This window comes from Sinorhizobium fredii USDA 257, assembly GCF_000265205.3.
Lineage (GTDB): Bacteria > Pseudomonadota > Alphaproteobacteria > Rhizobiales > Rhizobiaceae > Sinorhizobium > Sinorhizobium fredii_B.
The window spans coordinates 1,063,389-1,076,593 of the sequence record NC_018000.1 but is presented as its reverse complement, the minus strand read 5'-3'; the positions used below and the strand labels follow the sequence as shown (position 1 = coordinate 1,076,593).

Annotated in this window: 15 protein-coding genes; 5 read left to right on the top strand and 10 right to left on the bottom strand. The window is 62.5% G+C overall.

Annotated elements, in window-relative coordinates:
- The first annotated feature begins 9 nt into the window (after positions 1-9).
- Positions 10-267 (top strand): type II toxin-antitoxin system Phd/YefM family antitoxin, encoded by a 258-nt coding sequence (locus USDA257_RS05000; protein ID WP_014761803.1) that lies wholly within the window; start codon positions 10-12, stop codon positions 265-267.
- Complete coding sequence (locus USDA257_RS04995; RefSeq protein ID WP_014761802.1) at positions 264-659, top strand: type II toxin-antitoxin system VapC family toxin; 396 nt, start codon at positions 264-266, stop codon at positions 657-659. Before USDA257_RS05000 ends, USDA257_RS04995 begins: the two co-directional genes overlap by 4 nt.
- 14 nt (positions 660-673) lie before the next feature.
- On the opposite strand, the gene gcvA is transcribed toward USDA257_RS04995, so the two are convergent.
- Positions 674-1,582 (bottom strand): transcriptional regulator GcvA, encoded by a 909-nt coding sequence (gene gcvA / locus USDA257_RS04990; protein WP_014761801.1) that lies wholly within the window; start codon positions 1,580-1,582, stop codon positions 674-676.
- Positions 1,583-1,699: 117 nt separating this feature from the next.
- Here gcvA and USDA257_RS04985 point away from each other — a divergent pair, with 117 nt between their 5' ends.
- The 3 genes from USDA257_RS04985 to USDA257_RS04975 all read left to right on the top strand — a co-directional run bounded on the left by USDA257_RS04985 (position 1,700) and on the right by USDA257_RS04975 (position 4,205).
- On the top strand, positions 1,700-2,173 hold the full coding sequence (locus USDA257_RS04985) for a RidA family protein (RefSeq protein WP_014761800.1): 474 nt from the start codon (positions 1,700-1,702) through the stop codon (positions 2,171-2,173).
- Positions 2,170-3,360, top strand: coding sequence for an aminotransferase class V-fold PLP-dependent enzyme (locus USDA257_RS04980; RefSeq protein WP_014761799.1), 1,191 nt, complete (start codon positions 2,170-2,172; stop codon positions 3,358-3,360). The genes USDA257_RS04985 and USDA257_RS04980 overlap by 4 nt, the downstream gene beginning before the upstream one ends.
- A gap of 65 nt (positions 3,361-3,425) precedes the next feature.
- Positions 3,426-4,205 carry an SDR family oxidoreductase gene (locus USDA257_RS04975; RefSeq protein ID WP_014761798.1) on the top strand — a complete coding sequence of 260 codons (780 nt, stop codon included), beginning with the start codon at positions 3,426-3,428 and terminating at the stop codon, positions 4,203-4,205.
- Between the two features lie 19 nt (positions 4,206-4,224).
- Here USDA257_RS04975 and USDA257_RS04970 read toward each other — a convergent pair whose 3' ends face one another.
- The 9 genes from USDA257_RS04970 to USDA257_RS04930 form a co-directional block, all read right to left on the bottom strand.
- Positions 4,225-4,725 (bottom strand): GNAT family N-acetyltransferase, encoded by a 501-nt coding sequence (locus tag USDA257_RS04970; RefSeq protein ID WP_014761797.1) that lies wholly within the window; start codon positions 4,723-4,725, stop codon positions 4,225-4,227.
- A 2-nt stretch (positions 4,726-4,727) separates the two neighbouring features.
- A complete protein-coding gene (locus tag USDA257_RS04965; RefSeq protein WP_041413920.1) occupies positions 4,728-5,858 on the bottom strand; it encodes an ABC transporter ATP-binding protein in 1,131 nt (376 codons plus the stop codon).
- A gap of 89 nt (positions 5,859-5,947) precedes the next feature.
- Complete coding sequence (locus USDA257_RS04960) at positions 5,948-7,177, bottom strand: ABC transporter substrate-binding protein (protein ID WP_014761795.1); 1,230 nt, start codon at positions 7,175-7,177, stop codon at positions 5,948-5,950.
- Positions 7,178-7,206: 29 nt separating this feature from the next.
- On the bottom strand, positions 7,207-8,064 hold the full coding sequence (locus USDA257_RS04955) for a carbohydrate ABC transporter permease (protein ID WP_014761794.1): 858 nt from the start codon (positions 8,062-8,064) through the stop codon (positions 7,207-7,209).
- Entirely contained in the window at positions 8,061-8,945 is an 885-nt protein-coding gene (locus USDA257_RS04950) for a carbohydrate ABC transporter permease (RefSeq protein WP_014761793.1), read from the bottom strand. The genes USDA257_RS04955 and USDA257_RS04950 overlap by 4 nt, the downstream gene beginning before the upstream one ends.
- A 12-nt stretch (positions 8,946-8,957) precedes the next feature.
- Positions 8,958-10,118 carry a Gfo/Idh/MocA family protein gene (locus tag USDA257_RS04945; RefSeq protein WP_014761792.1) on the bottom strand — a complete coding sequence of 387 codons (1,161 nt, stop codon included), beginning with the start codon at positions 10,116-10,118 and terminating at the stop codon, positions 8,958-8,960.
- 161 nt (positions 10,119-10,279) lie between these two features.
- Positions 10,280-11,017: an ABC transporter permease gene (locus USDA257_RS04940; RefSeq protein WP_014761791.1), complete on the bottom strand. Its 738-nt coding sequence runs from the start codon at positions 11,015-11,017 to the stop codon at positions 10,280-10,282.
- Positions 11,017-11,955 carry an ABC transporter ATP-binding protein gene (locus USDA257_RS04935; RefSeq protein WP_014761790.1) on the bottom strand — a complete coding sequence of 313 codons (939 nt, stop codon included), beginning with the start codon at positions 11,953-11,955 and terminating at the stop codon, positions 11,017-11,019. The genes USDA257_RS04940 and USDA257_RS04935 overlap by 1 nt, the downstream gene beginning before the upstream one ends.
- Complete coding sequence (locus USDA257_RS04930) at positions 11,952-13,151, bottom strand: ABC transporter permease (RefSeq protein ID WP_041414957.1); 1,200 nt, start codon at positions 13,149-13,151, stop codon at positions 11,952-11,954. The genes USDA257_RS04935 and USDA257_RS04930 overlap by 4 nt, the downstream gene beginning before the upstream one ends.
- Between the last annotated feature and the right edge of the window lie 54 nt (positions 13,152-13,205).

The window sequence follows — 13,205 nt, the reverse complement described above, 5'->3', positions numbered from 1 at the left end:
AGTATTCAAATGCAAGTGTCAGTAACCGAGGCGAAGGGCCAATTGACGGAACTGGTTCGGCGTGCCGAAGCGGGGGACGAGATCATCTTGACCCGGCACGGCCACGCTGCCGTACGACTCGTGCCGGTTAAGGCGGTGCCCGACCAAAAATCCCGGCGCGAACTTCTCGAGTCGATACGCAAATCCACCGCCAGCAAGGCCACGTCCGGACCGGGTGCGGCGCGTAGTCAGGACTTTCTCTATGGTGATGATGGGCTGCCGAAATGATCGCCGTCGATACGTCGGCCCTCATGGCGATTGTTCTCGATGAACCGGAAGCTGATGTCTGCATTGCCACGCTCGAAGCGGAAGGGAACTTGCTGATATCTGCCGGTACGGTCGCGGAAGCGCTGATCGTCGCCGCCCGCCGCAATGTTGGCGAGGAGGTGGCTCGGCTCATTGATGGGCTCGGTTTTGAGATCGTCAGCGTTACTCCGGCGTCCGCAAAGCGGATCGCGCAGGCTTACGAGTGCTGGGGGAAAGGGGTCCATCCCGCCTCCCTGAATTTCGGAGATTGCTTCGCCTACGAAATCGCCAAGGAGCACGGGTGCCGCTTGCTCTACGTCGGCCAGGATTTTGCGCAGACGGATGTCGACGCAGCTATCAATGCAGCCAAATGAGCTCTTCTGCTTTATCAGCAAACCGGCGAAGGTGGCGATGCCGCCTCTTCTTTCAGCCATGAGGCAAAGGCCTCGGCGCCGGGGCGGAGCCGGCGGTTTTGCGGCATGACGAGCCAATAGGCAATCTTTTCGGACCGGACGATCTGCGGGAACGGCTGGAGCAGCCGACCGGCGGCGAGATGATCGCGAACCATATGCATGCGTCCGATCGCAACGCCCTGCCCGTTCAGGGCGGCCTGGAGGACGATATTGTAGTCGGTGAGTTGCAGCACGCGCGCGCGGCGAATATCGACACCAACTTCGCCAAGCCATAGTTCCCACCCCACCGGGTTCCAGGACTCGAGCAAGGTCTGAAGGAGCAGCTCCTTCGGTTCGGCGAAACGCGTACCGTCATCATAGAGCGCCGGGCTCACGACCGGGCTCATCTCTTCATTCATCAACCACTCTGCCCTCACGCCTTCCCATCGTCCCGTGCCGAAGCGGATCGCGAGATCCGCATAGTCCGATGCGAAGTCCTCGAGACGCAATGTCGGCTCGAGTTCGACTTCTATCTCCGGATGCTTCAGCATGAAGTCGGCAAGGCGCGAAACCAGCCAGTTGGCGGCGAAGGAGGGCAAAACGCTGACACGCACCCTTTGCCGTGCCGTCTGTCGGCGCATCTCGGACGTGGCGCCGGCAATGATGCGGAATGCTTCGACCGTCCTTTCCAGATAGGCCGCCCCCTCCGGGGTCAATTCGATGCTCTTCGCCTTACGGATGAACAACCGCACGCCAAGCATCTCCTCAAGCTGCTTGATGTGATGACTGACCGCGCTCTGGGTGATGAGCAGCTCTTCGCCTGCGCGGCGGAAACTGAGCAAACGCCCAACCGCCTCGAATGCGCGCAACGCCTGCAGCGGCGGCATGGTTGTGGATGTGCGCATGATTCCCCCTCAACTCAAGCCAAGGCATTAGTCAGATCGATCGCACCATAGGCAAGTTTGAATTGGAAGCAATTGGAGACGCCCTGCATTCTCCCGACCGTTCCAGGAGAGACCACCATGTCAGAGACCATCGCATCCAGACTTTCCACTCTCGGTCATCGCTTGCCGGAAGCCTCAGCGCCAGCGGCGAATTACGTCTCCACGGTTCGAGCCGGCAACCTTCTGGTCGTCTCGGGCCAGATCAGCGTTCGAAACGGCGACGTCCTCATGGGGACGCTCGGGGCCGGGATTTCTGTCGAGGAAGGCCGACTGGCCGCCAAATACGCGGCAATCAGTGTCCTATCGCAGATCGCCGCTGCGACCGATGGTTCTTTGGCGGCCGTCCGACGCGTCGTTCGGCTCGGCGTCTTCATCGCCTCGACGCCGGGCTTCGCGGAACAGTCGCAGGCCGCCAATGGCGCCTCCGACCTGTTCGTCGAGGTATTTGGCGAAGCGGGTCGGCATGCGCGGGCCGCAGTGGGCGTGGCCGCGCTGCCAGCCGGCGCCACCGTCGAGATCGACGCCCTGGTAGAACTGGAGCCGGCCGCATGAGTGACGCACTGGACGTGGAGCAGCTTCGTTCGGAGACGCCTGGCTGCGCGGCTGGCGTGCATTTCAATCACTCCGGCGCCTCGCTGCCCTCGCAAGCGGTACTCGGGGCGGTCTGGGACTACCTGCGCAAGGAAGCGACCGAGGGCCCGATGGAGGCGGCGAACAGGGCGAGCACGCTTCTTGAGGAGGTCCGAGCCGATACAGCGGCACTGATCGGCGCCAGGCCGAGCGAGATTGCATTCCTTAGCAGCGGATCGATCGCCTGGGGCGCGGCTTTTTCGGCCCTGCCGCCCCTTGGCGCAGGCGACCGCATCTTGGTCGGGCGCCAGGAATGGGGCGGCAATCTCGCCACGATGCAGGACGCCGCAGCGCGAGCCGGAGCGCGTGTCGAAATCATTCCCGTCCGCGACGACGGGGGCATCGACGCCGGCGCTCTCGCGTCGATGATCGATAAGCGCGTGCGGCTCGTGTCGCTCACATGGCTGCCGGCGAATGGTGGCTTGATCAATGACGCGGCGGCGGTGGGACGCGTGACCCAGGCGGCCGGCATTCCCTATTTCATCGATGCGGGCCAGGCCCTCGGCCAGATCCCGATCGACGTCGCCTTCCTCGGTTGTGACGTGTTGAAGGCAGCGGGCCGGAAATTCCTCCGGGGACCGCGCGGCACGGCGATCCTTTATGTCAGGCAGGAATTCCTGCCACGGCTGACACCGCGCTATCTCGATGTGCTTTCGGGTCCGATCGTCGACGGGGCTGCCAAGATCCGCAACGACGCGCGGTGCTTCGAAGCCGGCGAGATTGCGCCAGCGCTGATTTTCGGGCTGGGCACTGCGGTTCGCCAGGCAAGGACACTCGGAATCGCGGCGATCCGCGACAGGATCGGCCCGCTCGCGAATGAGCTGCGCGCCAATCTGCGCAGCATACCCAATGTGACGGTACGGGACCTCGGAGCCGAACTCTCCGGTATCGTCTCATTCACCGTCGAGGGCATTGCGGCAACGGAAGTCCGCGCAGCCTTGGCCGAAAGGCAAATCGCGATCGGCGCGAATGGTGTTCCGTATACGCCGCTCGATATGGTCGCGCGAGGGCTCGACCAGATCGCCAGGGCTTCGGTAAGCTATCTCAACACCGTGCCGGAGATTGCCCGTCTATCGGAAGCGGTAGCGAATATCGCACGGTCAGCATGAGGTTGCCCTCTTCCTCGGGCAGTCTGTCAAACAGGTAAGTCAGAACACAATTGTCGGAGCATGTTATGGATTTGGGAATCAAAGGGAAGCGGGCGCTGGTTTGCGCCGGCTCGAAGGGGCTGGGCCGCGGCGTTGCGGAGAAACTCGCGGAGGCTGGCGTCATCCTGACGCTCAACGCCCGCGAGCCGAAACAGCTTCGGGAGACGGCACGCGCCATCAGCAAGGACTATGGCGTTGAGGTGGAGATCGTCGCCGCCGACGTGACGACGGAGGAGGGCCGCAATGCGCTGCTGCGGGCGGAGCCACGGCCGGATATCCTGATCACCAATGCCGGTGGTCCGCCGCCTGGTGACTGGTCGAGCGTGACCGAAGAGAACTGGCTTGAAGCGATCAGATCCAATATGCTGGCGCCAATCCTGCTGATGAAGGCGGTCATTCCCGGCATGGTCGACCGGAAATGGGGACGGATCGTCAACATCACCTCCGCCTCGGTCAAATCGCCGATCCCGGAACTCTGTCTCTCCAATGGCGCCCGCACCGGCCTTACCGGCTTTGTTGCCGGCACGGCCCGCCAGGTCGCACGCCACGGAGTCATCATCAACAACCTGCTGCCCGGATCCCACCAGACCGAACGACTGGAAAAGCTGCTCGAAAAATCCGCCAGGGCAAGGGGGATTTCACTCGAAGAGGCGCGCGCCGAGGAGTATGCGCAGAATCCGACGGGGCGCGTCGGCACGCCGAGTGACTTCGGCGCTGCGGCGGCGTTCCTGTGCAGCCAATATGCCGGCTATATCGTCGGGCAGAACCTGCTGCTCGACGGCGGCGCGCTCAATTCGACGCTCTGAGGCGCACGGTCTCCTCGGTTCAATCGCCGATGCGTCGAACCATGATGATGTCGTCGACTTCCCGGCCGTTGCGGATGCAGCCGCCGGGAATGCGGCCGACCGCTTCGAACCGCTCCCGGTGATAGAAGGCGATCGCCGCCGCGTTCTCGGCACTGACCGAGAGCTCCAGCTGCCGGATGCCTTCGTTCCGTGCATAGTCGATCAGTGCCGCGAGAAGCAGCCGTGCAACGCCGCTGCCGCACAGGCTGCGATGCACATAGACCATGACGACGGTGGCGCGATGCGCCATCTTGCTGGCGTGCTGGCGCAGCAAGCCCATGATGCCCACCGGATCGTTAGCGCGGAAGGCAACGAAGACGGGATTGTCGGTCAGCCGTCGGCGCCACTCGTCGTCCGGCAAGCTCTCCCAATCCTCAGCACTGCTGGCGAAAGAATCGGGCTCCGCACGTAGCGCCTCGATCCGAATGCGCCGAAAGGTTTCGACATCCTCTGGGCCGAGCAGTCGTATCGATACGGTCACGCTCAGGCCGCCGGATCGAATAGGGCAAGATCGATGTCGGTCATCTCCACCCGGCGCTCGAAAGCGATGCCTTTTTCGTCGAACAGGTGGCAATCGGCGCCTCGGATGCCGGTTTTCACCTGTTCTTCCGCCCGGATGGCGGCGGTGCCAGGCAACATGGCGCAATAATTCTCGCCCTCGCCGCCGAGTGCCGCATAGGCGACCGTGTGTGCTCCGAGGTGCTCGATGACCGAGGGATTGACCGTCAGCGTCAGATCACCGGAGCCCGTCTGGATATGTTCCGGGCGCACGCCAAGCGTCAGCGTGCGGCCAGCCATGCCGCTGCGCGGCGTGACCGGAATAAGCGCCGTCTGCCCTTTATAGTCTATCTCCACCCCAGCCTCGCTCACGCCCGTGCAGGTGACCGGCAGGAAGTTCATCTTCGGATGGCCGATGAAGCCGGCGACGAAGGTGTTTGCCGGTTTGTGATAGAGCTCAAGCGGCGCGCCGGTCTGCGCGATCTGACCGGCATTCAGCACGACGATCCGGTCCGCCATCGTCATCGCTTCGATCTGGTCGTGCGTGACGTAGATCATCGTCGCTTTCAATTGCCGGTGGAGCTTGGCCAGCTCTATGCGCATGTCGGCGCGCAGCGCCGCGTCGAGGTTCGAGAGCGGCTCGTCGAAGAGGAAGATCTTCGGTTCACGCACGATCGCCCGGCCGATGGCGACGCGCTGGCGCTGGCCGCCCGACAGCATGCCCGGCTTCTGCTGCAGTCGCTGGTCGAGATGGAGAATTCGCGCCGCATGCTCGACCTTCGCCTTGAGCTTCTCCTCGGGCATCTTCTCGACCCGCAGCGGAAAGGCGATGTTCTCGAACACTGTCATATGCGGATAGAGCGCATAGGACTGGAAGACCATGGCGATGCCGCGCTTGACCGGCGGCAGGTCGTTGACCCGCTTGCCGTCGATGACGATGTCGCCGGCCGTCGTCTCGTCGAGGCCCGCGATCATTCGAAGAAGCGTGGACTTGCCGCAGCCGGAGGGGCCGACGAAGACGACGAATTCGCCGTTCCTCACATCGAGTTCTATGCTCTTCAGCACCTCGTAGGTGCCGTAGAATTTCTGAACCTTGTTGAGATTGAGCTGTCCCAAGTATCTGTCTCCGGTCGCCGACGAGAAGCGGCTCTTCCGCGAAGATTGAAGTAGGTACCGCGGGGCCAAGCCCCGCGGTCCCCGTCGGCTTACTTGTACTGCTCGAGGTCGGCGGCCGCCTTCTTCAGGGCATCGGCCGGCTCGGCCTTGCCGGTGACCACCGCCTGAACCATCTCGATCATCGTGTTCTGGAAACCTTTATAGTCCTTGAAGAGCGGCTCTGGGCCTCCATAGGCGATCCCGTCGATCAAAGGCTTCCAGGATGCATCGGCCTTGACGAATTCATCGACCTTCGGGGACGGGCGCAGCGGCGTCAACCCTGCGCCGCCCTGCAGTTCGTACTCGCCCTGCGGACCGGGAGAGGTGATGAACTTGGCGAATTCGATCGCCTTTTCCTCGACGCCCGTGTCCTTGAAGATCGCCAGGCTGTCGGTGATCAGAAGCGTGCCTTCGCCCTTGGCCGAGGGGCCGAGCGGAAGCGGCGCGATACCCCAGTTGATTTTCGTTTCCTTCAGGCGCGCGGCTGCGCCGGAGCCGGCCTGGATCATGCCGACCTTGCCGTCAAGGAAGATGGCGCGGATTTCGTTTTGCTCGTAAGCCGTTGCCCCTTCCACGGAATAGGGTGTGATGTCCTTGTAGGCCTGCAGCGCCGCGAGCACTTCGGGGCTGTCGATGACGATCTTGTCGCCGTCGATAACCTTGCCGTTGTTGGTGTAAACCCAGTGCATGAACTGGTGCATGGTGTTGTCGAAGGTTTTGGCCGGCAAACCGTAGCCCGGAATACCAGTCTTTTCCTTGATCTGCTTGGCGAAGGCGATTTCATCGGCCCAGTTCTTCGGCGGTATCTCCGGGTCGAGGCCGGCCTGCTTGAAGAGGTCCTTGTTCCAGTAGAGTGCCTTGGTCGAGAAGGCGATCGGCACGCCCCACTGGTTGTCCTCGAAGGTCACCGTGTCGACGATGTTTGGATAATAGCTCTTCTTCTCTTCCTCGGTCATCGGCACCGGGACGATCAGGTCGTTCTCGGCGAATTCCTTGAGCGTGCGGGATCCGACATAGGCCATGCCGACCGGCGTGCCGGCCGCGGCGAGCGTCGTTGCCTTGTCCTGGCACTGGGCCCAGCCGACGACTTCCGGCGTCACCTTCCAGCCGGGGTTCTTGCCTTCCCATTCCTTGATGTATTTCTCGTGGATTGGATCGATCTTGTCGCCGCAATAGATCCAGCTGATCTCCTGGTCGGCGGCCTGTGCGGCAACGCTGCCGAGCGCGGTCGATCCGAGCAGGGCAAGCGCAAAAAACGCGGTTTTGTAAGCGATGGTCACTGATAGGACTCCCGTTCTCTGGTGGTTGCTTATTGTTTCACCGCGCCGGCGGTCAGACCGCTGACGAGATAGCGTTGAAGGAAGAAGATCACGATCACGGCCGGCGCGATGCCGACGAAGCTTGCGGCCATCAGCTCGTTCCAGACCACCTCCTGCCGGCCGAAATAGGCGAAGAGCCCCACCGGCAGCGGCATGTATTCGGTCTTTGAGTTGAAGGTCAGCGCAAAGATGAACTGCTGGGCATAGGAGCCGATGAAAGTGGTAATCGCGACGACAGTGATGCCGGGCATGGCGATCGGCAGGATCACGCGACGAAGCGTGTAGAAATGGCTGGCGCCATCGACGAAAGCTGCTTCGTCCAATTCGCGCGGGATGCGCAGCATATAGGTGCGCAGGAGCCAGATCGCCGAGGGAATGAGGAAGGCCACACCCGGCACGATCATCGCGAAATAGGTGTTGAGCACGCCGAAGCTGCGCATCAGCCGGAAGAGCGGGATCAGCAGCACGGCACCGGAGAACATGTTGACCGCCAGGAAAGCACCAAGCAACGCTCCGTTGCCGCGGAACTTGAAGCGCGCAAAGGCGTAGGCCGCCGGCACCACCAGCGCCAGCACGACCGTTGTGACGATGATGGAAATGAAGAAGGAGTTGAAAATGTAGCGGGCGAAGCCCGGCACGCTCACCCACATGCTGCGATAGGCTTCGAAGGACCCGTTCTTCGGCCAGAACCGATAGGGCGAGGAAAACAGCAGCCCGAGCGGCTTTAGCGATACAAGGAAGCCTTCGACAAAGGGCGAAAGAATGAAGGTCAGGAAGACGAAGATGCCCGTATAGATGCCGACGAGTTCGTACCAGCGGTAGCGGTTGATCATGGCGGGCTGGCTCATCGGCTTTCTCCCGAGGCAAGACGATGCGTGACGCGGAAATAGGCGATGCAGAAGATCGACAGGAAGATGCAGATCAGCACGGCGCGTGCTGCCCCCTCCCCGTATTTCTTCGAGCCGATCGCGGTGCGGTAGGTGTCGATGATCATCGTCGTCGTATCGCCGTTCGGCCCGCCCTGCGTCAGGATCCAGATGATGTCGAACGAGTTGAAAGTGGCGATCAGCGACAGCATCGACATGGTGATCATCGACGGCACGAGCAGCGGCAGGGTGATGCGCCGGAACCGGTAGAAGCGCCCTGCTCCGTCCGTCCAGGCCGCCTCGTAAAGGTCCTGCGGGATCGCCTGCATCGAGGCGAGCATGTAGAGCGTCACCAGCGGCACGCCGATCCAGACATCGGTAATGATCGTCGCCCAGAAGGCTGTGGAGCCATGGGCGAGGAAGGCGACCGGGCCATCCACCAGCCCCCAGTTCTGCAGCATGCCGGAGATCATCCCGAACTGGCCGTTATACATCCAGCCCCACATGAAGATGCCGATCGCCATCGGCACGATCCAGGGCGGCATGGTAAGCACTCGGAACAGCGCTCGTCCCGGCACCGCGGCATTCAGCATGACCGCGCCGAAAGTGCCGATGATCATCTTGATCGCCACGGAAAAGGCGGTCCAGACGAAGGTACGGACGATCACTTCCGCAAAGGTAGCGTTGAAAATCTTGTCGTAATTGGCGGTGCCGACCCATTTGGTCGTCTTCTTGAGCGAGGCATCCGTGAAGGACAGGATGAACGTATCGACGAGTGGATAGGCGACGATCACCGTCACGTAGAGAGCAGCCGGAAGCAGCAGGATCCAGGCGAAGATGACGGTGCTGCGGCGAACACTCATCCCGCTTCCCTCTCAGGCCGCACGGGCGTGCAGGGCTTCGTCGAAGCGGTCCCAGAGCGGCCGCAGGTCCACGACCGTTCTCTTCATCCGCGCATCGTCCATGGAGAGTGCCAGGATACCGGCTTCCAGCGCATCGAGCGGCGAGACCGGAAGCGGGCCACTGTCCCGGATATGGGCGATGATCTCGGCCGCCATCTGCTCATCCGCACCATAGTGCTGCGAGAGCGCCGTCTCCTTGGCATATTTCTTCTCGACCACCTTCTTGCCGGAGAGCACCTCGTGCACGTCGAGATAGCCGCGGATGAAGTCGCCCTCCGCCATGCCGCGAGATCCCATCACGCAGAAACGGCGGAACTGGTCCGGGACGTTGAGGTTCGTGTGGAAGTTCATCGCCACGCCGTTGGCGTATTCGATGATCGCCACCTGATAGTCGATGATGTCGCCGTCGCTGTCGAAGACCTTGTCGGAGCCCAGCCAGCCGCTCGGCTTGCTATGGAATAGCTGCAGGTCGTTGATGCCGTCGCGGGCAGGATCATTGGCGGGAACGAAGCTCTTGCGTCCGCCAAAACTCGCCACGCGCTCCGGCCGGGCGCCGACCACGCCGTTGTAGAGATCGAGATCATGGCAGCATTTCTCGAGCATGAAGCTGCCGGCATAGCGTCCGTAGCGGCGCCAGTCCCGCATGAAGAATGCGCCGTGATAGGGCTCGATATGCTCGGCCGCCTCGATCGAAACAATCTGGCCAAGCGCTCCCGCAGCCTGGGCGGCGCGAAGATCGCGGTACATCGGCGCATAACGCAGCACGAGGCCCACCATCAACCGGTCGTGGCCGTGCTTCCCCAGAAGCGCCGCGAGTGCGACGCTTTGCTCGATCGTGCTGACGATCGGCTTTTCGCAAAAAACCTTGAGACCCGCTTCGAGACCGATGCGGATATGGTCGAGATGCATGTGGTTCGGCGAGCCGATCATCAGGAGGTCGAGTTTCTCGCCGGCAATCAGTTCCTCCGGCGTGGCATACGCTCTTCCCGCCGAAATGCCATTTTCCGCAAGCGTTGCAAGGCCCGCAGGGGCCGGGTCGACATAGCCCGCGATCTCGAAGCTTTCGTCGATCGCCTTGAAGACATAGCCCAGATATCCGAGACGGAATCCGAGTCCGATTATCCCGACTTTCATGCTGATGCCGTTCCCATTTCGTAATTATTTTTCGTAGACTGGGATAGAATTCTCCTTACGTCAACAAAAATTCGAATGTTTAGAGAGAATGTGAAATTCATTTTCATCATGGCCCGTCGAGCGGCTTTCCGCATGGGGCGACGCGTCCAAGTGAGGCTGCGCTATGCGTGCGTGCGTCCCGCGAGCGCACGCTCCAAGGCTTGTAGCGCGTCGTGGATGAGAACCGCCAGCGCCGCGACGATAAGCCCCCCCTGCAGAACAAAGGCGAGATTGTTCGACTGCAACCCGGCGATAATGACCTCGCCGAGCGTCTTGGCCGCCACCGTCGAGCCGATCGTTGCCGTTGCAAGGCTGATCACCACCGACAGCCGAATGCCAGTGAGGATCACCGGCAAAGCCAAGGGAAGCTCGATCTGGACGAGCCGTTGGCGCTCGGTCATGCCGGCGCCGCGGGCCGCCTCAATCACCGCCGGCGGTAAGGTCGTGAGCCCCGTCAGGGCATTCTCGAAGATCGGCAGCAATCCATAGAGAAAAAGCGCAATCAGCGTCGGCTTCTCGCCGAAGCCGAAGATCGGAACCGAGAGCGCCAGCACCGCCACCGGCGGGAAGGTCTGGCCGATATTCACGAGGCTGCGCGACAGCGGCAGGAATTCCGCGCCGGCCTCTCGTGTCACGAGGATCGCCAGCGACACGGCAACGACGGTCGCGGCGAATGTCGCAACGAGCACGGTGCGAAGATGGAGGAGCGTCAGCCAGAAAAGGCTGCCTCGGTTGTAGACCGCCGGGGCGTTCTCCTGCACCAGCGGCTTGAGCAGCGGCTCGAACCAGCCGGGCTGCAGCAGAAAAGCCAGCAACAGAAGGAACACTGCCAGTCGCAGGAGCGTGGGCAGCGACGCCATCACTGCGGCCTCGCCGCGCGTTTCACCAGGCCATTGAGGCTGACCTTGCCGATGATGGCGCCATTCGCGGCTGCGACCGGCAATGCGGACCGCCCGGACCACAAGAGTTCGGAAAGCGCCTCGCGTTGGCTGAGCGCCTCCGGTATCGGCGTGCCTTCGGCCGCACCGGGCTCGACGGCATCGCCGGCCGTCTCGATGGCAAGCAAGCGGAACGGCCGTTCAGGGGCGCCGATCAGTTCCTCGACGAAGGGCGTGGCGGGGCGCACGAGCATCTCGGCCGGCGTTCCGTGTTGCACCACCTCGCCCTTGTCCATGACGGCGATCCGGTCGGCGAGACGGAAGGCCTCCTCCATGTCGTGGGTGACGAGGATGATCGTCGTGCCGAAATGCTTCTGGATGGCGAGAAGATCGTCCTGGGCCTTGGTGCGGATGATTGGGTCGAGGGCGCCGAAGGGTTCATCCATCAGGAGCAGGTTCGGTTCCGCCGCAAGCGCCCGCGAAACGCCGACGCGCTGCTGTTGACCGCCGGAGAGTTCATGCGGATAACGCGGTCCGAAGAAATCCGGATCGAGTTGGAAGAGCGTCAGCAACTCTTCCACCTTCGCCTTTATCCGCGCCCTCTCCCAGCCGAGCAGCGTCGGCACGGTGGCGATGTTCTGTGCCACTGTGCGATGCGGGAAGAGCCCGTGGCCCTGGATCGCATAGCCGATCCGGCGGCGCAGTTCGAATTCCGGCACTGAGCGATTGTCCTCGCCATCGATGCGGATCGCGCCGGAGGTCGGCTCGACCAGACGGTTTACCATCCGGATCAGCGTGGTCTTCCCCGAGCCCGATGTACCGACGATAACGGTGATCGTATGCGGCATGACGGTCAGCGAGACGTCGCTCACCACCACGGTTTCGTCGTAACGCTTGGTAACGCCGTCGAATTCGATCATGCGGCCTTGCCCCGGCTGTGTTTCGGACCCGCCACTTCGATCAGCGCGTCAAGCACTATCGCGGCGGTGAAGGCGAGCACGACGGTCGGAACCGCGCCAAGCAGCACGAGATCCATGGCCGTCTGGCCTATGCCCTGGAAGACGAAGACGCCGAAGCCGCCGCCGCCGATGAGGGCCGCGATGGTCGCAAGCCCGATATTCTGGACGAGCACGATGCGGATACCGGTAAGGATGACCGGAAAGGCCAAGGGGAACTCGACGGCCACGAGCCGCTGCCATTCGGTCATGCCGAGGCCGCGTGCAGCATCGTTTGCGGCGCGCGGCACGCCGGCGAGCCCGACGACGGTATTGGCGACCACTGGCAGCAGCGAATAAAGAAAGAGCGCAACGAAGGCGGGAGCGACGCCGATACCACGCACGCCGATCGCCTCGGCACCCGGCACATGCGCCGCAACCCAGCCGAGCGGCGCGATCAGAATTCCGAAGAGAGCAATTGACGGAACCGTCTGGATGGCGTTCAGCACATTCAACACGGCCGCACGCAGTCGGTCGACGCGATGGCAGAGGACGCCGAGCGGCAGTCCGACGAGCGTTGCCGCAGCGAGTGATCCGAGCGCTAGCGTCAGGTGGCGGCCGCCCTCCGCCCAGAACGTGTCGGCCCGGCTCGCATATTCCTTGAGTATCGAAAGTCCGTCCCATCGGCCCGTGACGAGCATTGCCCCGACGAGCGCCAGGGCTCCGGCCAGGAAAAGAAGCCGCAGGCCGGGTCCGGGGCTCAGCCGCGTCAACGCATCGGCAACCAGAAGCGCGAACGCAAAGACAAGAATCCAGAAGCCGGAAGCCGGTGAGACGCGGGCATAGGCATTGTCCGCCGGGACCAAATTGCCGGCGGCACTGCCGATCAGAAAGCACAGCGCAACGAGGATAGCAAAGGCCGCGGCCATGCGGACGAGGACGGATGTCTTGAAAAGCGCAACGACCGTACCGAACGCCACAAGGGCGAGAAGCCCGTAGCCGAACGATGGCGGCAAGGCCTCGAGGATCGCTTTTCCCTCGCCCTGGACGATGCGGTTTGCCCGGAAGGTCGCGAAGGGCGCAAAAAACGCGCCGTAAACCGCCAGAGCCGCAATGATCACGCCGAGTTTGTCGAAAGGGAGGGTCCTGCGCTCTGTTTCTCGGATGACACCGATCGCCATGAAATGATCCGCTCGACGCATTATCCGCGTTGCCCGATCCGGTATCGGACAACG

Coding starts and splice junctions, on each gene's coding strand:
- USDA257_RS04950 (WP_014761793.1), bottom strand. CDS start 8,945: ATGAGTGTTCGCCGCAGCACCGTCATCTTCGCCTGGATCCTGCTGCTT.
- USDA257_RS04940 (WP_014761791.1), bottom strand. CDS start 11,017: ATGGCGTCGCTGCCCACGCTCCTGCGACTGGCAGTGTTCCTTCTGTTG.
- USDA257_RS04955 (WP_014761794.1), bottom strand. CDS start 8,064: ATGAGCCAGCCCGCCATGATCAACCGCTACCGCTGGTACGAACTCGTC.
- USDA257_RS04995 (WP_014761802.1), top strand. CDS start 264: ATGATCGCCGTCGATACGTCGGCCCTCATGGCGATTGTTCTCGATGAA.
- USDA257_RS04975 (WP_014761798.1), top strand. CDS start 3,426: ATGGATTTGGGAATCAAAGGGAAGCGGGCGCTGGTTTGCGCCGGCTCG.
- USDA257_RS04930 (WP_041414957.1), bottom strand. CDS start 13,151: ATGGCGATCGGTGTCATCCGAGAAACAGAGCGCAGGACCCTCCCTTTC.
- USDA257_RS04980 (WP_014761799.1), top strand. CDS start 2,170: ATGAGTGACGCACTGGACGTGGAGCAGCTTCGTTCGGAGACGCCTGGC.
- USDA257_RS05000 (WP_014761803.1), top strand. CDS start 10: ATGCAAGTGTCAGTAACCGAGGCGAAGGGCCAATTGACGGAACTGGTT.
- gcvA (WP_014761801.1), bottom strand. CDS start 1,582: ATGCGCACATCCACAACCATGCCGCCGCTGCAGGCGTTGCGCGCATTC.
- USDA257_RS04935 (WP_014761790.1), bottom strand. CDS start 11,955: ATGATCGAATTCGACGGCGTTACCAAGCGTTACGACGAAACCGTGGTG.
- USDA257_RS04945 (WP_014761792.1), bottom strand. CDS start 10,118: ATGAAAGTCGGGATAATCGGACTCGGATTCCGTCTCGGATATCTGGGC.
- USDA257_RS04985 (WP_014761800.1), top strand. CDS start 1,700: ATGTCAGAGACCATCGCATCCAGACTTTCCACTCTCGGTCATCGCTTG.